This window comes from Gemmatimonadota bacterium (assembly GCA_016712265.1).
Classification (GTDB): Bacteria; Gemmatimonadota; Gemmatimonadetes; order Gemmatimonadales; family Gemmatimonadaceae; genus RBC101.
The window spans coordinates 338,391-357,626 of sequence record JADJRJ010000030.1; the positions used below are offsets into that span (position 1 = coordinate 338,391).

Here is a 19,236-nt window from a genome sequence, read left to right on the forward strand (position 1 = left end):
CATCAGGGCTTGCACGTGAGGCGGGTGCTTGACACGTCGCGGAAACGCGCCGTATCGTTCCCCGCCATGGCTCAGTCAGACGTGCCGCGTTCGCGGCCGCTTTTGTTTTGGGGGCTCGCCGCCGCGGCGATCCTGTTGGGGTTTGCGGATTTATGGCGGGGGGGGCAGACGATCGCCCCGATCCTGCTGGTCATCGGCTACTGTGTCCTGGTGCCGTTGGCCATCCTGAAGTGATTCTCACGGGGCGGCATGGGTGGGGGCAGGTGCACGTGCGCATTTAGCTGTACCCGGACTCTGTGCGGGGGCGAATAGCTCAGTTGGTTAGAGCGCCTGCCTTACAAGCAGGATGTCGGGGGTTCGAGTCCCTCTTCGCCCACCTCGCTGGACCCCACCGGGAAGACCCGGTGTACGATACCCAACCCTTCGGAGGTCTGAACGTGAAGGCACGGCAGCTTGCGGCAACGTCGTCGAGGGTCCTGGCAGGGCTGGTCCTGCTCGGCGCGGCGAACGTTCTTCCCGCCCAGCAACAGCAGCTTCAGCGCGGCCAGACGCCGGGCCCCCGGTTCATGGTGCCGGTGTTCCGCAGCAACGAGCGCAACATGGGATGGCAGTTCGCGGACCAGCTTCGCGAGCGCATGGGTGGCGACTTCATGGGCCGGACGCTCTGGGTCATCGTCAAGAGCGACATCGACAATGCCCTTGAGCAGTCCGGGTACTCCAAGACCGAGCCACTCAATCCGAACGACTCCAAGCAGCTGGCCAACCTGATCCGTGCCGAGGAGTACGTCGAGGGCACAATCAACAAGACCGACGCCGGGTACGAGTTCGAGGGCTTCTACCAGCTCGTCCGCGGTGACGGGATGGTGCAGCCGCTCCCGAAGGTCTCCGGGCCCAAGCTCGGCGACGTCGCCAAGCTCGTGTCCAACGCCATCGACGCTGCTCGCAAGCCGGTAGATGAGGTCAAGAGCTGTGTCCTCAAGTGGCGTCAGAATCAGTATCCTGGCGCCCTGGCCGATGCGGCGAAGGGGCTCAAGGACTACCCCAACTCCGTCATGGCGCGGGTCTGCCGACTGGAGCTCGCCAATTCCCAGAAGTGGGGCGCCGACTCCATCATGGCGATCGGTGAGGAAATCGTGAAGCTCCACCCGGACAACCGCCGGGCTCTGCTCCTGCTCTCCGCGGCGTACGACGAGAAGAAGCTGGACGAGAAGTACATCGGGACGCTGACCAAGCTCTTGGCCTCGGACCCGACGAACGTGCGCCTCATCGAGATCACCGTCGAGGCGATCGCGCGCACCGGGCAGTTTGCCGTGGCGAAGCCGATCATCGACGAAGCGGTCAAGCAGAACCCGGGCGACCCCAACCTCATTCGCCTGCAGTACCGCGTCTACATCGCCATCAAGGATTACGCCCAGGCGGCGGCGATCGGCGAAGAGATGATCAAGACCGACACGGCAGCGGCCGACACCGGCTTCTTCCAGCGGCAGATCGGTGCGTACCAGGCAGCGAACGACACGGCGAAGGCCCTCGAGGCCGCCTCGCGTGGCGCGGCGAAGTACCCGAGCAACGAGACCTTCTGGCAACTTATCGCCCAGTTCGCTCGCCAGACCGGTCAGATGCCCGTCGCGTTGAACGCGTACCAGAAGCTCCTCGCGATCAACCCGAAGACGCCGGCGGTCAATCTGCAGATCGCTCGCATCCTGAGCGAGCAAGGCGAAACCGACAAGGCGCTCGAATCCGTCAAGGCGGCGCAGGAAGCCGGCGACGACAAGACGGCCACCTCGGGCATCGCCACCTCGATCGCCGACAAGATCCGCAAGCAGTTCGAAGCCGATAAGAACAAGGAGACCGGGCTCAGGGCCATCGAGATCCTCAAGTTGGCGGAGTCCATCCAGCCCTCCGAGGCCATCTACTTCCTGATGGGCTACGTCCAGTTCCAGATCGGCTCGGCGGTGCTACAGGAGGCCAACACCGCCAAGAGCTGCGATGGATCGAAGGAAGCAAAGAACTACATCGTTGATGCCGAGATCAACCTCCCGAAGGGTGGGCGGCAGTTCGCCGAGCAGCTCGCTCAGATCCTCCCGTCGCTCCAGCAGTTGAGCGCGTATCCGGACCAGATGATCAAGGCGTACTGCAAGTAGCCGTAGCGCCCGGTTGTCGGGCGGTAGCACACGCAGCAAGGTCGAGCCCGCCGGCATCCGGCGGGCTCGACTGTTTTCCGGCTGTGGCGCGTCTGCAGGCAAGGCACCCCATGTGCATAACTCCTGCTCCCACACACACTTGACGCGTTCGCCTAACAAGCCTTATCATGCCCGCGAACCGACACCGGCGAGCATGACCTGGGAGACGACCTACCATGCGCCGGTCCTCGCGCGAGAGGTCCTGGAACTGTTGGGCAACGCGACGCACGTCCTCGATGGCACATTGGGCGGGGGAGGGCACACCGCGGCCCTCCTCTCTCAAGGAGTCCGGGTGACGGCGATCGACCGCGATCCGGACGCCATCGCGTCCGCCACCGCCCGACTCGGCTCCAACCTGGATTGTCATCTCGGCAACTACGCCGATCTCGACCTGATTCCCGCACTCGACGGGGTAGCGTTCGACGGGATCCTCCTCGACCTCGGCGTCTCTTCGCACCAGCTGGACGCCGAGGAGCGCGGCTTCACTTTTCGCCGTGGCGCGCCGCTCGACATGCGGATGTCCCCAGGGGCCGACGAGTCGGCGGCAGACTTCCTCAACAACGCGGACGAACGAGCGATCGAGGATGCGTTGCGACGTTTTGCCGACGAACCCAGAGCGCGTCGACTTGCCCGGGAAATCGTCCGCCGTCGCGACAGCGCCCCCTTCCGAGTGAGCGACGATCTCGTTGGGGCCATCCGGGCGGTCCTCGGCCCCACGGCCGGGCCGAACGACTTCGCTCGGATCTTCCAGGGAATACGGATCGCGATCAACAACGAACTGGACGGCCTGGAAGAGGCCCTCCCCAGCTTGAGAGATCGGCTGACCCCCGGTGGACGGTTCCTGGTCATCACCTATCACTCGGGCGAGGATCGGATCGTGAAGCGCGCGTTCGCCGAGTGGAGTCGAGCGTGCACCTGTCCGCCGCGGCACCCCATCTGTACTTGCGGCGGGGTGGCGCTCGGCGGTCTGGCGATGCGCAAGGCGATCACCGCGTCCGATGGCGAGGTCGCCGCGAACCCTCGTGCGCGCAGTGCGCGACTCCGGGCATGGCAGCGCGCCGCGTAGCCGGCGGCCCGCGCGGCCGCTTTCGTGTCGCTGTCATCCTCGTGACCTTCGTCCTGGTCGCGAGCGCCGTGATCATGCGTCGGACCATGGGGGCGGGGAATGCACGGGAGCTCCTGGAATTGAGCCGCAAGCGGGCGAGTCTCGTGGCCGAACGTGCGCGCCTGGTCTCGGCCATTGGGGCAGCGACAAGTCTGTCGCAGCTCGAGCCGATCGTGGCCCAGCGCCTGGGGATGCGTCGCCCGTCGGACGGCCAATTGATCCGCTTGCCGCGTGAGGTGCGCCGTGATCCCTGAGTCGACCCCCACACTGCCACCGCTCCCCGGACGCATTCGCCTGTTGCACGCCGTGCTCATGGTGTTCGCGCTGGCCCTCATTGGGCAGGCGGCGCGCGTGCAGCTCTTTCAGAACGACCACTGGGTGCAGTTGGCGCGTCGCCATCAGGTGAAGGAGGTGGCCGAACCTGCACCGCGCGGCGATATCGAGGACGCGACGGGGGTACCGGTGGCGTATAGCCGTGAGCTGGTCCGGCTGTCGGTCGCCAAGAAGCAGCGACGCGACCTGAAGGCGTTAGGCGTGGCCATGCGCGCTGCCGGCATTCCGGAACGCGAGGTGCGTCGGGCGATTGGGCCGGGCACCAACGACATCGAGTTGCGCGGGGTGTACCTGCCGGCGAAGGTGGCGCCGGTGATCCGCCACTATGGGGTCAAGCAGGTGCGCGTCGCAGATCGTGAGTTCCTGCCATCGCCCGGGGTGCGGCAGTTGGTGGGCCTCGTGGGGCGGGATGGTCGCGGGCGGGCCGGGTTGGAGGCGATGTTCGACTCCCTGCTGCAAGGCGAGGCCGATCGCTCACGCGTCGTGGTCGGGAAGGGTGGGCACTTCTTTGAGGCGCCGGAAATGCTTGACGCCACCGTCCGGCGCGGGCACACGTTGCGCCTCACCGTCAACGCGGTGCTGCAGGCGATCTGCGACAAGGCCCTGGCCGATGCCGTCAAGCGGTTGCGTGCAGATGGCGGCGACGTGGTGGTGCTGCGACCGCGGACCGGCGAGGTGTTGTGTGTGTCGGGTCGGCGGCCGGGCGACGCCTATGGGGGCGCCACGGCGCTGGTGGAACCCTACGAGCCGGGCTCCACCCTCAAGCCGTTTTTTGCGGCGCGACTGCTCGAGCAGGGCAAGGCAAAGCCCGATGACGTCGTGGAGACCTTCAATGGGCGGTGGGAACATCACGGGCGGGTGATCACGGACACCCACAAGGAGCGGGTGATGACCCTCCGTGATGTGATCCGGTTCTCCAGCAACATCGGCATGGTGCAGTTTGCCTCGCGCCTGGACGATGGCACGGTGTACGAGTTGTTGCGTGACCTGGGCTTCGGTACAGCCACGGGGGCACCCTATCCGGGAGAAGCGACGGGGACCCTGCGGGAGCCGTCGCGCTGGACGTCGCAGTCTCGGGCCTCCCTGGCGATGGGCTACGAGATCGCCGTGACCCCGATGCAGCTGGCCCTCGCGTACGCGACGTTGGCCAACGACGGCGTGTTGGTGGCACCCGCGCTGGTAAGTGAGGTGCGGACCCCGGATGGTGGCGTGGCGTGGCGCCACGTACCACGCGTGGTGCGTCGGGTCTTCGCGCCCGGTACGGCCGCGCGGCTGACGCCCCTGCTGGAGAGCGTCGTCGACAGCGGCACGGCCGTAGACGCCGGCCTCGAGAGCTTCCCCCTGGCGGGAAAGTCGGGCACCGCCCGCCGGACGGTGAACGGGAAGTACGGGACCTTCACATACACCTCATCGTTTGTTGGCCTGTTCCCAGCGCGCGATCCCCAGTTGGTCGTGCTGGCCAAGATCGACAACCCGCGCGAGGAGTCGATCTACGGCGGCAAGGTGGCCGCTCCGGTCGCCAAGGCGGTAATTGAGGGGGCGCTCGCGGCGCGGGACGCGTCCCTCGATTGGGCGGCCCTCCTCCCACAACAGCAACGCGTGGCGATCGCGCAACGCCCGGCGCCGGAGACGGTTTCGGCCGCCGGGCAGGTGGCCACCGCGGGGGGAGACGCGCCGGCACCCGTTGGTGCCCCGGATGCAGCGCCGGACACGGTGCCCGTCACCACGCGGTTCCGGCTTGCGGCGCCGATCGACCCGCCCGCGCGTCCGCGCGGGGATGTTGTGGTGCCTGATGTGGAAGGGCTCGACACGCGGGCGGCCGTGCGACGCCTGCATCGTGCGGGGCTGGTCGTGCGCCTCGCACGGGGAACGGCAGGCGTCACGCCGGCGGCCGGCACCCGGGTCGCGCCCGGGACGCAGGTCGCCCTGTCGCGGCCATGACCCTTCGGCCTGTCGCGGAGATCCTCGACGCGTTAGGCGCGGCGGGTCTGGTGCATGAGGTTGTCGGGGAACTGCCGGCGACCATCACCGCCTTCACCGACGATAGTCGCCGTGTGTGTGCCGGAGGCGCCTTCGCCGCGGTGCGTGGGCACGCCGGGGACGGACACAGCTACCTGGCGGCGGCCACCGCAGCCGGGATGGCACTGGCGCTCGTGGAAGACGCGACCGGGCTCACCGTTCCCGCGATCGTCGTGCGGGACTCCCGCCGGGCGGTGGCACTCGCGGCCGCCGCCGCGTGGGGGCATCCCGCGCGGTCGCTGCGGATGGTTGGTGTCACGGGCACCTCCGGCAAGACCACGACGGTGGCCATGCTGCGCCACCTGCTCGACTGCCCCGATCACCCGGCGGCGTCGATCGGGACGTTGGGGGTGCTGCTGGGCAGCGTGGGGGAACCGCTGCCCGGTGGCGCAGGGCTCACGACACCGGGACCGGTCGAGCTGCAAGAGGTCTGCCGGGCGCTCGTGGACCGCGGGGTGCGTTGGGTGGCGATGGAGACGTCCTCACACGCACTGGACCAGCATCGCGTGGACGCGGTTGCCTTTGCTGGGGCGGTGTTCACCAACCTGAGTCGCGACCATCTGGACTACCACGGCTCGATGGCACAGTACCTGGCCGCCAAGGCGCGACTCGTCGCGCTCCTTGCCCCGGACGGCGTCTCCGCCGTGAACGCGGATGCGGCGGAATGGCGCGACCTTCCTCCGGCGCCGCGCGTACTGCGATTTGGCCTGCAGGCGGGGGACGCCGAGGTGCGTGCGGAAGCGCTGGCCACAGGGCCCGAGGGATCGGCGTGGACGCTGGTGGCCGGTGGGGAACGCGTGCCGGTGCGGCTGCCGCTCATTGGGGACTTCAACGTGAGCAATGCGTTAGGCGCTGCGGCGGTGGCCATGGGGCTCGGCCTGTCCCCGGCCGTCGTCGCCGGTCGGTTGTCTACCCTCCCGCAGGTGCCCGGCCGCCTTGAGCGCATCCTCACGTCGCCCGTGGTGTTGCGCGATTATGCCCACAAACCAGACGCACTGGAGCGGGCCCTGCAGGCAGTGCGGCCGTTCTGTCCCGGGAAGCTGATCGTGGTGTTCGGATGTGGTGGGGACCGAGACCGAGGGAAACGTCCCATCATGGGTGGGATCGCCGAGCGGCTTGCCGGCGTGGTGATCCTGACGAGCGACAACCCTCGCACCGAGGATCCCCACCAGATTCTCGCGGAGATCGAGGCAGGGATGACCCCGGGGCGCCACGAGCGCATCGAAGATCGGCGCGCGGCCATCGCACGCGCCCTGACCCTCGCGGGGGATGGGGACGTCGTGATACTCGCGGGCAAGGGGCATGAGACCTACCAGATTCGCGGGACGGAGAAGCTGCCGTTCGACGAAGCCGTGATCACCCGGGAACTGGCGGGGCACACATGAGCATCTGGAGCCTTGACCGTGTCGTTGCGGCACTCGGCCCGCTGTTGATCGGCGCGAGGCCGGCAGGGGGCACGCCGCTCCGCTCGGTATCGACGGACACCCGATCGCTCGGCGCAGGCGACCTGTTCGTGGCGCTCGTGGGCGAGCGGTTTGATGGCCATGCCTTCGTGGACCAGGCGGTAGAGGCCGGGGCGGCCGCGCTTGTCGTCAGTGACCCGCGTGCCGCCGCGGGCGCCGGAGTACCGGTCTTCGTGGTCGAGGACACGACCGCCGCGTTAGGCGCACTGGGTCGCTGGTGGCGCCGGACCTGGGGGGGGCGTGTGGTTGCCGTGGCGGGGTCCAATGGCAAGACGAGCACCAAGGGGATGCTCGCGGCCGTCCTGGGCCAGCAGTTGCGCGTCCACGCGACCGTCGGCAACCTCAACAACCAGGTGGGCGTCCCGTTGACGTTGCTCTCAATTCCACCTGAAGCCGACCTCGCGGTCGTTGAGGTGGGGACGAACCACCCCGGTGAGGTCGCGGCCCTGCGTGACCTGGTCGAACCGGACGTGGCGGTCATCACGTCGATCGGGGAGGAGCACCTCGAGGGGTTCGGTTCCCTCGCCGGCGTCCTGCAAGAAGAGGTGTCGATTGCGCTCGGTGTCCCGACGGTGGTTGTGCCCGCGGCGCAACCAGAGGTTGGGGAAGCCGCGCGCCGCTTCGGGGGAGCGGTGATCGAGGCCGGCGTGGAGGGCGGCACCGTGCGGCCCGAGGCCTGGGGAGTGGACGGGGATGGCCACGGATGGCTGCAGGTGGGCGAGCATCGGGCGACCCTGACGCTGGTGGGCGCGCACAACGTGCGCAACGCCTGCCTTGCGGTGGCCGTGGCCCGCGTCTGTGGCGTGGACGATGCGCACATCGCGGGTGGGCTCGCTGCGACCCCAGCGGCCGCGATGCGGTCTGTGGTCGAGCGGCTGGGCACGCTGCGCATTTACAATGACGCGTACAACGCCAACCCTGCGTCGGCGAGGGAAGCGCTCGCGTCGATGGATGCGATGGAGGGCACGATGCCGCGGGTGGTGGTGCTCGGATCGATGCTTGAGCTGGGCGCGGAGAGCGACGGGCTGCACGACGCGATCGCGCGGCGCGCGCTGGCCTCGCGGGCGGACGTGATCGCGGCTGTGGGGGCGTTTGCGGACGCGTTTGCGCGCGTCGCGCCGGCCGACCCGCGCGTGGTGGCGGCCCCCGATGTCGCGGCGGTATGGCCGACCTTGCGACCGCGGGTGGCGCCAGACAGCCTCGTGTTGCTCAAGGGGTCGCGCGGGACGCGACTCGAACGGCTCCTGCCGGAGCTGGCGGTGGTGGGCGGTGCGTCGGCTCCTGTTCAAAGTCACTAGGTTACCCACCGTGCTCCACTTCCTCCTCGCTCCCTGGATCGACGACTTCCCGATCCTCCGCCTCATCGGGTACATCTCGGTGCGTGGGGCGGCCGCCGCGGTCACCTCGCTGCTCCTGACCTTCATCTTCGGGCCCCCGCTCATCCGGCGCCTGCAGGCCATGAAGGTGTCGCAGGTGGTGCGCGAAGGGACGCCGGAAACCCATCAAGTGAAGGGACAGACGCCGACGATGGGCGGGCTCATCATCCTGGTGTGCGCCGTGGTGCCCACGTTGCTCTGGGCGCGATTCGACAACCAGCGCTATGTCGTCCTCGCCCTGCTGGTCACGCTGTGGATGGGAGGAATCGGCTTCCTCGACGACTACCTCAAGCTCAAGCAGAAGCGCGAAGATCGAAAGAACGAGGGGCTCGTGGAGCGCTACAAGCTGGCGGGGCAGATCGGGATCGGGCTCGTGTTCGGGCTGATCCTGTGGCTGTGGCCGGTCTCCAACCTGCCTGGTGCGTCGACCACGCTCCCGTTCTTCAAGAATGTGCTGCTGGTGCCCGCTGCGGCCTGGCTGGCGTGGACTTACGTCCCGTTCGTCACCTTCATCATCACGGGGGTGTCGAACTCGGTGAACCTCACTGACGGGTTGGATGGGCTCGCCGCCGGATTGTGCGCCATCGCCCTGACGACCTTTGCGCTCTTTGCGTATGTGATGGGGCGTGTGGACGCGAGCAGCTACCTGCAGCTGTTCTACCTGCGGGGCGCCGGTGAGCTGACAATCCTGTGCCTCGCGCTCGTCGGGGCGTGCATCGGCTTCCTGTGGTACAACACGTTCCCGGCCCAGGTGTTCATGGGCGACACGGGCGCGCTGGCCCTGGGCGGGGCGCTCGGTGCCATTGCCGTGCTGCTCAAGTCCGAGTTCTTGCTGTTCTTTGTTGGGGGCGTCTTTGCCATGGAGACCATGTCGGTGATCATCCAGCGGACGGTCTTCAAGGTGCGGAAGCGAAGATTCGGCGAGGAGTACGCGCGGGCGAACCGGGTCTTCCTCACGGCGCCGATCCACCATCACTTCGAGAAGAAGGGGTGGCGGGAGTCCCAGGTGGTCGTGCGCTTCTGGATCCTCGGGATCCTCTGCGCCTTTGTCGCCCTCGCCACCCTCAAGCTCCGATGACCACGCCGGAAGTGGCCGTGCTTGGCCTGGGTACAAGTGGGCTTGCCTCCACGCGGTTGCTGCGTCGCCAGGGGCATCCCGTCTACGTGTCTGACGCGGGACAGGGAGCTCAGCTCGAGGAGCGTGCTGCGGTCGCGCGTGGCCTTGGTGCCACCGTGGATCTGGGTCGGCACGACCTCGATCGCATCGGTCGGGCCGGGCGCGTGGTGGCGAGCCCCGGGGTGCCGCCGGACGCGGCCGCCATCGTGTTTGCGCGCGCGCATGGCGTCCCCATCGTCTCGGAAGTCGAAGTGGGGTTGTCGGCCCTGCCGAACGCGCACGTGATTGCGGTCACCGGGACCAACGGCAAGACCACGGTGACCGCCCTCGTGGACCACCTGCTGCGCGCCCTCGGGCGCGACGTGGCGGCGGTGGGCAACATCGGGACCCCGGTGTGCGAGGTGGCACTCCGGGACGTGCCTCCAGCGTGGCTCGCCCTGGAGATCTCCTCCTTTCAGTTGCACGACACCCCGTCGCTGCAGCCGGTGGTTGGTGTGCTGACCAACCTCAGCCCCGACCACCTCGATCGGTACCCGTCCGTGGAGGCGTATTACGCCGACAAGGCGATGCTCTTCCAGCATGACCGACCCGACGCGCGGTGGGTGATCAACGCGGACGACGCCGGAACCCAGCGGATGTGCGCGGACCTTGTTGGACGCGTATCGACGTTCAGCACCGCCGGCCGATTGGGCGACGCCTTCCTGGACCGGGCCCACCGCACGCTCGTGGTGCGCGATGCCCCGCTCCTTGAACGTGACCAGCTCCCGCTCCTCGGGCTGCACAACGTGGCCAATGCGCTGGCGGCGACACTGGCCGTCATGGTGGCGGACCCGGCGCATGAAAGCGACGAGGCCCGGGCGCGGTTGGCGGCCGCACTCACGACCTTTCGTCCACCGGCCCATCGACTCGAGGTGGTGGGGGAGTTCGACGGCGTGACCTGGATCAACGACTCCAAGGCGACCAACGTGGCGTCGTCGCGCGTGGCGCTGGAGGCGATGACGCGCCCAACCATCCTGCTGCTTGGCGGGCGTCACAAGGGGGAGGCGTATTCGAGCCTGCTGCCGCTCATCACGCAGCATTGTCAGCGCGTCCTCGTGTACGGCGAAGCCAGCGACGAGATCATGGGTGACCTGGGCGGGCGCGGGGCACCGGTCGAGCGCGTGTTGGGGGACTTTGGCGCCGTCATGCGGCGGGCCCGGGCCGTGGCCGAGCCCGGATGGGCGGTGCTCCTGTCTCCCGCCTGTTCGAGCTATGACATGTTCACCAACTACCAGGAGCGCGGCGCGGCCTTTGCGCGCGCTGCGCGAGGAGAGGGGCAGTGACGAACGCCGGTGTACGCGAACGGTGGGCCATGGGCCTCGAGGCGCGGGCGCTCATCCTGATCACGGCGGTGCTGGTCGCGCTCGGGCTGGCCACGCTGTTCTCGGCGAGTGCCCTGGAGGCGCTGCAGAAGGGAAGTCCGCCCTCGACCTTTTTCGTGAAGCAGCTCACCGGGGTGGCCGCCGGCATCGTGTTGTTTGCCATTGCCGCCAAGGTCGATGCCCAGCGGATGGAGGCACATGCGCCCGCGATCATGTGGGCGGGGATCGTCCTGATGGCCCTCACCCTGGTGCCCGGCATCGGCGCCGCCCACCTCGGGTCGCGGCGGTACCTGCTCGGGCGGAGTGTGCAGCCGGCCGAGGTGATGAAGGTCGCCGTCGTCATCTGGACGGCCGCGATGGTCATTCGCAAGGGGGACCAGATGCGTCGCCTGTCGCAGGGCATGCCGATCTTCCTCGTGATGGTCGGGATCCCGACGCTCATCGCGTTCAAGCAGCCGGACTACTCGATGGGGCTGATGTTTGTCCTGCTGATGCTCCTGGTGCTGTTTTCCGCCGGCGCGCGCATCGGTCACTTCGTGCTCCTGGGGTTCCTCGGCGCCCCGCTCCTCTGGCACCAGCTCATGCAGAAGAAGTACTTCCGCGACCGGCTGGCGGCCTTCTTCGGGCAGGAAGGGGCCCGGGTCGAGCTGAATGACCAGCAGGCGCAGTCGTTGATGGCGGTGGGGTCGGGGGGGCTGACCGGGACCGGATTCGGGGAGGGGATGCAGTCCTATGGTTGGGTGCCCATGGGCAAGGATGACTTCATCGCGGCAACGATCGGGGAGGAGTGGGGCTTTCTCGGGATGACCCTGGTGATCCTGGCGTTCGCGACCTGGACCTGGCTGGGCTTCCGGATTGCACGCAAGGCACGGTCGCGGTTCCTGCAGCTGGTGGCGATGGGGCTCACGGCGACGGTGGCGATCACGGCGTATGTGCACATCGGGGTGGTGATCAACCTCCTCCCCAACACCGGGCTCACCTTGCCCTTCTTCTCCAATGGCCGGACCAACCTGGTCCTGACGTTGGCGGTGACGGGGATCCTCGTGAACATCGGGAGCGTCCGCGAGAAGGTCTACGGTGGGTTCGCGACCGACCCAGTTGCCGCGGCGAGTTAGGTGCGCGTCCTGTTCACCGGTGGTGGGACCGGGGGGCACCTGTATCCGGCGCTGGCGATCGCGCGGGCGCTGGTGACCGCCTGTCCGGCGGCGCGCCCGTTCTTCGTTGGGGCACGGCGCGGCATCGAGCGTGAGCTGCTCCCGGGCACCGAGTTTCCTCACCTGCTGCTCGACGCACACCCGCTCTACCGGTCGAAGCCCTGGCGCAACTGGCGCACCGTAGCGGGACTCGTCGGCGGGTGGCGCACGCTCGCAGCCATGGGACGGGAGGCGGCACCGCGGCTCGTGGTCGCCACGGGCGGCTACGCTTCCGGCCCGACCCTGGCCTGGGCCGCGACGCACGGCGTGCCCTTCGTGCTGCAGGAACAGAACGCCCACGTGGGCGCCACGAATCACTTCTTTGCCCGGTGGGCTCGTGAGGTCTATGTCGGGTTCCCCGAGGCGGTGCAGGGGCTCCCACCAGCCGCGCAGCCCCGCGCGCACGACCTCGGGAACCCGATCCTGCCGCCCCCGGCTCCGGACACGCGTCCCACCCGCGAGGCCGCGCGCGCCCGCTGGGGATTTGGCGCGGATGTGCACACGGTTGTGCTCGCGTTTGGCGGGTCGCAGGGATCAGCTGCTCTCAATCGGTTGGTGGCGGCGTGGGTCAGCGCCGGGTTGCCGCCCGGCCTGGGGCTGATCTGGGGGACCGGTGCGTCGCATCACGCGGGCCTCGAGCATTTGGGATCGGCACGCGTGATGATCCACCCGTACCTGAACCCGATCGCCGTGGCCTACGCGGCCGCCGACCTCGCGGTGGCCCGCGCGGGCGCCATGACCACGGCCGAACTGTGCGCGTGGGGAATCCCGATGTTCCTGGTGCCGTTGCCGACAGCTGCTGCCGATCACCAGACCGTCAATGCGCGTTCCCTCGCCGCGGCGGGGGCGGCCACCTGGGTTCGCGAGGCGGAGGCCACACCGAACGACCTGTCGGCCTTTTGCGCGCGACTGCTCACGTCGCCCCGCACGCTGCAGACGGCACGTGACGCGACCCTCGCGCGTGGCCGGCCCGATGCGGCGCGACAGATTGCCCTGCGCGTGGCGGCGTTCCTCACGCCGGACGCGTCCGCCAGCCACCTGCGAGCTTCCCATGCCTGACCACGTCGCGACCAGCGACCCGCTTTTTGCCCTGTCCGACCCGCGCCCCGTGCACTTCATGGGAATTGGCGGGGCGGGGATGAGTGCCCTGGCCGTGTGGTGTCTGGAGCGCGGCGTCCCGCTCACCGGGTGCGACAGCGGCGATGCGCCGATGGAGCTGCGTGATCGTGGGGTGGTGCTGGCGCGTGGGCACGACCCGTCCCACGTTGGCGGGGCCCGCGCCATTGTCGTCACGTCCGCCGTTCCTCGCGACCATCCCGAACTGCAGGCGGCACAGGCTGCGGGAATTCCCGTGGTGCGACGCGCGGAAGCGTTAGGCGCGGCCGTGAATGCGGGACGCGTGGTCGCGGTCGCAGGCACGCACGGCAAGACCACCACGACTGTGATGACGACCGAGGCCTTCGCGGCGGCGGGGCTTGCGCCCACCGGCATCGCCGGGGGACGGGTCGGCAGCTGGGGTGGCAACCTTCGGCCAGGTGGGGATGCCGTGTTCGTCGTCGAGGCGGACGAGTACGACCGGTCGTTCCTCGCGTTGCGGCCCACCGTGGCGGTGATCACCAACGTCGAGGCCGACCACCTCGACATCTACCGTGACCTGGACGACATCCGGGCCACCTTTGTGCAGTTTGCCACCCCGGCGCACACCATCGTGGTGTGCGACGACGACGAGGGGGCTGCCACCCTGCCGCTGGCGAGTGGGGCGCAGCTCGTGCGGTACGGCGTGAATTCACGCCGCGTGCGCCTGCACGGCGAACCGTCGCCACTGATGGATGGCCGCACCGTGGTCGCGGTCACGTGGGACGGCGAATGCCTCGGCGATGTCGTGCTGCGCGTGCCAGGATTGCACAATGTGCGCAATGCGCTGGCTGCCATTGGCTCGGGGCTCGCCCTCGGGGCCACCCTGGAGGCCATGCGTCCGGGGCTCGAGGCCTTTGGTGGTGTGGAGCGCCGCTTTCAACGGTTAGGCATGGCCGCCGGTGTCGACGTGGTCGACGACTATGCGCACCACCCCACGGAGGTGGCGGCCACGCTGGCGGCGGCTCGGACCGCGTTCTCCGGCCGGCGCATCGTCGCGGCATTCCAACCGCATCTCTACTCGCGCACCCGCGACTTTGCTGGAGCCTTTGGCACGTCGCTCGCTGCGGCGGACGCGGTGTTCCTCTGTGATCTCTATCCCGCGCGTGAACAGCCGATGCCCGGCGTCAGTTCGGCCCTGGTGGCTGCGGCGATTCCCGCGGCGCGCCTGCAGTGGCAGGGACCGCGTGCGGCACTTGCCGCCGCACTGGCGTCGTTCGTTCGCGCCGGCGATGTGGTCCTGACCATGGGGGCAGGAGACATCACGCGCAGCGGCCCCGAACTCCTCGCGCATCTTGCGGCCACCGGATGAGTGACGAGTCGGTCCCCGTCCCTCGCCGGTTCAAGCCGGGGTGGTTTGTCGTGGCGGCGCTGGTTGGGCTCGCGCTGTGGACCGTCCCCTGGTGGGGCCGCGACCTCGCGTTCTTTCGCGCGCAGTTCGTGGAAGTGCGCGGGACGCGGTATGCCCGCCCCGAGGAGATCCGGCGTCGGCTTGGCATTGACTCCACGGCGTCCATCTGGATGTCCGTCGACACCCTCGCGCGACGGGCGGAGCGGCACCCGCAGGTCCGGTCCGCTCGCGTGAGCCGCCGGCTGCCGGGAACGTTCGTCGTCGATGTCGAGGAGAACGAGCCCGTGGCGTTCGTGCCGGGGACCAAGGGACTGCGCGCCTACGACGAGCAGGGTCGCTTGCTCCCCATGGATCCCACGCGAGTGGACGCTGACCTTCCCATCGCGGAACGCGCCGACACCGCCTTGCTTCACTTGCTCGCTGACCTGCGGGCCGCCGAGCCGACACTGTTTGCGCGCGTGACTGAGGTTCGGCTCTCCGGTCGCGATGAGTTTCGCCTGTATGTCGAACGGCTTCCGGTGCGTGTGCGACGCGGAGACGGCGTCGAGCGGTTCGACGGGCTATCTTCCGTCCTCCGCGACCTCACCACTCGTGGTGTGACGCCCGTGGAGCTCGACCTGCGTTTCAAGGACCAAGTCATCGCCCGCCTCCCATGAACGCTGAACGCCTCGTTGCCGGGCTCGATATCGGGTCGGCCAAGACCACCGCACTCATCGGCGAGGTCGTGGGAGATCTCCCGCGTCGCCCAGGGATCAAGGTCCTGGGGATCGGCCAGGCTCGCACCACAGGGTTGCGACGTGGCGTCGTCTCGGACATCGAGGAGACGACACAGTCGATCAAGAAGGCCTTGAGCGACGCCGAGCAGATGGCCGGCGCCAAGGTGGAGGCTGTCTACGTCGGGATTACCGGCGAGCATGTGAAGGCGATGACGAGCAAGGGGATTGTCGCGGTGTCGGGCGAGGAGGTGACTCGCGCCGACGTCGATCGCGCCAACGCGGTGGCCCGTGCGCAGAACATCCCGACCGACCGGGAATTGCTCCACGCGATCCCCCAGGAGTACGTGGTCGACAAGGCCGAGGGGGTGAGCGACCCGCTCGGGATGGTTGGTACGCGCCTCGAGACCGAGATGTACCTGGTGACGATTGGCGCGTCGCCGGCGATGAACCTGCGCAAGGCCGTGGAGCGTGCGGGGTATCGCGTCGCCGAACTGGTCGTGGAACCGCTGGCGAGCGCTTTGGCCGTCCTCACGGACGACGAACGCGAACTCGGGGTCGCCGTCATCGAGATGGGCGCTGGTACCACAGATATCGCCGTCTTTCACGAGTCGAAGATCCGTCACCTCGGCACCATCGCCCTCGGTGGGAACAACGTGACGAACGACATCGTCCACGGACTCGGCCTGACCCAGGCTGACGCCGAACGCATCAAGGAGCGGTACGGCTGCGCCTATGAACCGCTGGTGGACCCCGCCGAAGTGATCTCGCTGCCGAGCACGGTGGCGCAGGGTGACCGACAGATTCCGCGCGAACTGCTGGCCCACATCATCCACCAGCGGGTGGACGAGATCTTCAACCTGGTGCTGGCGGACATCGAGGGTGCGGGCTTCGCCGCCAAGCTGAGCGCGGGGATTGTGCTCACCGGTGGTGTGGCGGCCCATCCGGGTGTTGGTGAGCTGGCCGCGGATGTGTTCGGCACCGGCGTGCGCGTGGGGCTCCCGGGGGAGAACCTCACCGGCCTGGCGGATGCGGTTGAGGCGCCGCGGTATTCGACGGCGGCCGGGCTGACGCTGTACGCCGCGAACCGTCTGGCGCTGGGGGCGGCGTCGTCGGTAGTGAAGCGGACGTCGCTGAATGCACCCAGTGTGGACAAGTTGGCGCAACGCGTGAAGATCTGGCTGCAGGACTTCTTCTGACGCGTTTCGTTAGGCGGTCAAAAACCTGATCTTCCGCCGCTCTTTTGTGGAGAAGCGGCGCACTCACGCGGATGAGGGACACCGGCGTTTGTGCACAACGTGGTGATTGTTCTCACTCACTCATTTCCTCTCGTCGTTCGCGCGTTATATTCGGGCCGTACCGACGGAGGCGAGCGACGACTCGCCCTGTTTGCCTGCCCTCGTCCCCAGAGGAGTGCCGCGCGCCATGATCTTCGAATTCGAGGAGAACGGGACCCAGAACGCCCGGATGAAGGTGGTCGGTGTGGGTGGCGGCGGTGGGAACGCCGTCAACCGCATGATCGATGAACACCTCGAGGGGGTCGAGTTCATATCGATCAACACGGACGCGCAGACGCTGCTGTCGTCCAAGTCGGACGTGAAGATCCAGATCGGCAAGAAGCTCACGCGTGGTCTTGGCGCAGGGGCGCGTCCCGAGATCGGTCGTCAAGCCATTGAGGAAAACCGCGACGAAGTCGCGCGGGTCCTGACCAACGCGGACCTGGTGTTCGTCACGTGCGGTATGGGCGGCGGCACTGGAACGGGTGCGGCTCCTGTGGTGGCCGAACTGGCGCGTGAGGCTGGTGCGCTCACCGTCGGTATCGTGACGCGACCCTTCCTCTTCGAGGGGCGCAAGCGGATGCGGCAGGCCGAGATGGGGATCACGGACCTGCGCGCGCATGTCGACACGATGATCGTGGTGCCTAACGAACGGCTGCTCGCCGTCGTCGGCAAGGGGATCCCGTTCCAGGATGCCCTCAAGAAGGCGGACGAGGTCCTCCTCCACGCGACCCAGGGCATCTCCACCCTCATCTCCCGCACGGGGCTCATCAACGTCGACTTCGCCGACGTGCGCAAGGTGATGCAGAACGGTGGCGCCGCCCTCATGGGCACCGGCGTCGGCCGCGGGGACGCCCGCGCGGCAGAAGCGGCACAACAGGCGATCTCATCGCCGCTCCTCGACAACATCTCCATCAACGGGTCCACCGGCGTCCTCCTCAACATCACCGGTGGTGGTGACCTCACCCTCGGTGAAGTCACCCAGATCTCGGAGATCGTCCACGAGGCCGCGGGCGATGACGCCGAAATCATCTTCGGTGCGGTCCACGAGCCTGCGATGCAGGGGGAGATTCGGGTGACCGTGATCGCGACCGGCTTCGACCGCGACATGCTGGCTGCCCAGCCCCCGGTGACACACGTTGCGGCGAACCCTACGGGGCGCACCGTGATTCCGATCAGCGCCGGAAATCGCGTAGTGACCGGGCGCACGACTGCGCAGCCGCCGCGCGTCGCTGCGCCGGAGCCAGTTCGGAAGCAGGTCGCGTCGGCTGGGCAGCCGCCGCGACCGACGAACCCGCCGATTGACGATCTCGATATCCCGACCTTCATCCGGAGACAGATGGATTGAAGCGGGCGCTCGCACGCACGGCCTTCTACCTCACAGTGGCGCTCCTCGCATGGGGCGCCATTGCCGTCATGCGACCCATTCCCACGCCTCGCGTCGGAGATGTCATCTCCGGGGCTCGGGTCGCCTGGGTCGAGCGCACCGACTCCCTGGCGAAGGGTGAGACGATCATGGGCGTCCTCGGACGCAACCTGCCGGGCGAGGAAGTGCGGGGCGCACTCGAGGCGGCTACCACGCTTGATCCAAGACGCCTGCGCGCCGGGATGCGCATCACCCTGGGTGGCGAAGCGGACTCCGTTCCATCGCAGATCCTCCTGCACCTCGGCGTGGACAGGCTGCTCCGCCTCTCGCGTGGTGACTCCGGGTGGAGCGGGCGGGAGGAAACGATCCCCTGGGAGCGCGACACGCTCGTCGTCAGCGGCACCGTCGACCAGAACCTGTACGAGGCGTTTGCTTCCGGGGCGCAGGAACTTCCGTCCAAGGTGCGCAACGAGTTGGCGTGGAGCGTCGCCGACGTCTTTGAGTACCGGCTCGACATGTCGCGCGACCTCCAACCCGGCGATGCATTCCGCGTCCTTGTGGAGCGCGAGCGGACCTCGACTGGGGCGGTTCGCCTGGGCGATGTCCTCGGAGTTGACTACACATCAAGAGGATCGCGCCTGCGCGTGGTGCGCTACCTCGACCGGGAGGGACGCGCGCGGTACTTCGACGAGGACGGTCGCTCGATGCAGGCGGCGTTCCTGCGCGCCCCTCTGGAGTTTCGCCGCGTGTCGTCCGTGTTCGGCATGCGCCGACACCCTATCCTCGGCATCATGCGTCGCCATCGTGGGACGGACTACGCGGCAGCATCGGGCACGCCGGTCCGGGCCATCGGCGACGGCCTGGTGGTCACCGCCGGACGCATGAGCGGCTTCGGAAACGTCGTCGAACTCCGCCACCCGAACGGCTTCGTCACCCGGTATGGCCACTTGCGTGGGTTTGCCGAGGGCATCCGACGGGGGACGCGGGTCACGATCGGATCCACCATCGGGTTCGTCGGAATGACGGGGCTCGCGAGCGGGCCTCATTTGCATTTCGAGGTCCTGGTCAACGGCGAGCAGCGTGACCCGCGCAGCGCCTTCAATTCGGCGGCCGGCCTGCCGCTGGCGGAGGGAGAACGCGGGGCCTTCGAAGAAGCCCGTCGCCTCCTGCTCGCGCGACTTGACTCGGTCCCCCTGAGCGTTCCGGACGGCGGCGCGTGATCCTTCAACGTCGCACGGCCCCCTTCGC

General features: G+C 68.2%; 16 protein-coding genes and 1 tRNA gene. All 17 read left to right on the forward strand.

What is annotated here, in order from left to right:
- The first annotated feature begins 66 nt into the window (after window positions 1–66).
- The 17 genes from IPK85_16740 to IPK85_16820 all read left to right on the forward strand — a co-directional run bounded on the left by IPK85_16740 (window position 67) and on the right by IPK85_16820 (window position 19,208).
- Window positions 67–234, forward strand: coding sequence for a hypothetical protein (locus tag IPK85_16740; protein MBK8249027.1), 168 nt, complete (start codon window positions 67–69; stop codon window positions 232–234).
- A gap of 68 nt (window positions 235–302) precedes the next feature.
- Window positions 303–376: transfer RNA gene (locus tag IPK85_16745), tRNA-Val, on the forward strand.
- Between the two features lie 61 nt (window positions 377–437).
- Window positions 438–2,141 carry a tetratricopeptide repeat protein gene (locus IPK85_16750; GenBank protein ID MBK8249028.1) on the forward strand — a complete coding sequence of 568 codons (1,704 nt, stop codon included), beginning with the start codon at window positions 438–440 and terminating at the stop codon, window positions 2,139–2,141.
- A gap of 193 nt (window positions 2,142–2,334) precedes the next feature.
- Window positions 2,335–3,246 (forward strand): 16S rRNA (cytosine(1402)-N(4))-methyltransferase RsmH, encoded by a 912-nt coding sequence (gene rsmH / locus IPK85_16755; protein ID MBK8249029.1) that lies wholly within the window; start codon window positions 2,335–2,337, stop codon window positions 3,244–3,246.
- Window positions 3,228–3,539: a hypothetical protein gene (locus IPK85_16760; GenBank protein ID MBK8249030.1), complete on the forward strand. Its 312-nt coding sequence runs from the start codon at window positions 3,228–3,230 to the stop codon at window positions 3,537–3,539. Before rsmH ends, IPK85_16760 begins: the two co-directional genes overlap by 19 nt.
- Entirely contained in the window at window positions 3,529–5,559 is a 2,031-nt protein-coding gene (locus IPK85_16765) for a hypothetical protein (GenBank protein ID MBK8249031.1), read from the forward strand. Before IPK85_16760 ends, IPK85_16765 begins: the two co-directional genes overlap by 11 nt.
- The gene (locus IPK85_16770; GenBank protein MBK8249032.1) at window positions 5,556–7,022 is read left to right on the forward strand and encodes a UDP-N-acetylmuramoyl-L-alanyl-D-glutamate--2,6-diaminopimelate ligase; all 1,467 of its coding nucleotides are present in this window, start codon (window positions 5,556–5,558) and stop codon (window positions 7,020–7,022) included. Before IPK85_16765 ends, IPK85_16770 begins: the two co-directional genes overlap by 4 nt.
- Window positions 7,019–8,398: a UDP-N-acetylmuramoyl-tripeptide--D-alanyl-D-alanine ligase gene (locus IPK85_16775; protein ID MBK8249033.1), complete on the forward strand. Its 1,380-nt coding sequence runs from the start codon at window positions 7,019–7,021 to the stop codon at window positions 8,396–8,398. The genes IPK85_16770 and IPK85_16775 overlap by 4 nt, the downstream gene beginning before the upstream one ends.
- A 10-nt stretch (window positions 8,399–8,408) precedes the next feature.
- A complete protein-coding gene (locus tag IPK85_16780; GenBank protein MBK8249034.1) occupies window positions 8,409–9,554 on the forward strand; it encodes a phospho-N-acetylmuramoyl-pentapeptide-transferase in 1,146 nt (381 codons plus the stop codon).
- Window positions 9,551–10,915, forward strand: coding sequence for a UDP-N-acetylmuramoyl-L-alanine--D-glutamate ligase (murD, locus tag IPK85_16785; protein ID MBK8249035.1), 1,365 nt, complete (start codon window positions 9,551–9,553; stop codon window positions 10,913–10,915). The genes IPK85_16780 and murD overlap by 4 nt, the downstream gene beginning before the upstream one ends.
- Window positions 10,912–12,069: a cell division protein FtsW gene (locus tag IPK85_16790; protein MBK8249036.1), complete on the forward strand. Its 1,158-nt coding sequence runs from the start codon at window positions 10,912–10,914 to the stop codon at window positions 12,067–12,069. Before murD ends, IPK85_16790 begins: the two co-directional genes overlap by 4 nt.
- The gene (locus IPK85_16795) at window positions 12,070–13,206 is read left to right on the forward strand and encodes a UDP-N-acetylglucosamine--N-acetylmuramyl-(pentapeptide) pyrophosphoryl-undecaprenol N-acetylglucosamine transferase (GenBank protein MBK8249037.1); all 1,137 of its coding nucleotides are present in this window, start codon (window positions 12,070–12,072) and stop codon (window positions 13,204–13,206) included.
- On the forward strand, window positions 13,199–14,593 hold the full coding sequence (murC, locus tag IPK85_16800; protein ID MBK8249038.1) for a UDP-N-acetylmuramate--L-alanine ligase: 1,395 nt from the start codon (window positions 13,199–13,201) through the stop codon (window positions 14,591–14,593). The genes IPK85_16795 and murC overlap by 8 nt, the downstream gene beginning before the upstream one ends.
- Window positions 14,590–15,288 (forward strand): FtsQ-type POTRA domain-containing protein, encoded by a 699-nt coding sequence (locus tag IPK85_16805; protein ID MBK8249039.1) that lies wholly within the window; start codon window positions 14,590–14,592, stop codon window positions 15,286–15,288. Before murC ends, IPK85_16805 begins: the two co-directional genes overlap by 4 nt.
- Window positions 15,285–16,544 carry a cell division protein FtsA gene (gene ftsA, locus IPK85_16810; protein ID MBK8249040.1) on the forward strand — a complete coding sequence of 420 codons (1,260 nt, stop codon included), beginning with the start codon at window positions 15,285–15,287 and terminating at the stop codon, window positions 16,542–16,544. The genes IPK85_16805 and ftsA overlap by 4 nt, the downstream gene beginning before the upstream one ends.
- Window positions 16,545–16,770: 226 nt before the next feature.
- Window positions 16,771–17,970, forward strand: coding sequence for a cell division protein FtsZ (gene ftsZ / locus IPK85_16815; GenBank protein ID MBK8249041.1), 1,200 nt, complete (start codon window positions 16,771–16,773; stop codon window positions 17,968–17,970).
- Window positions 17,967–19,208 carry a M23 family metallopeptidase gene (locus IPK85_16820; protein MBK8249042.1) on the forward strand — a complete coding sequence of 414 codons (1,242 nt, stop codon included), beginning with the start codon at window positions 17,967–17,969 and terminating at the stop codon, window positions 19,206–19,208. The genes ftsZ and IPK85_16820 overlap by 4 nt, the downstream gene beginning before the upstream one ends.
- Window positions 19,209–19,236 lie beyond the last annotated feature (28 nt).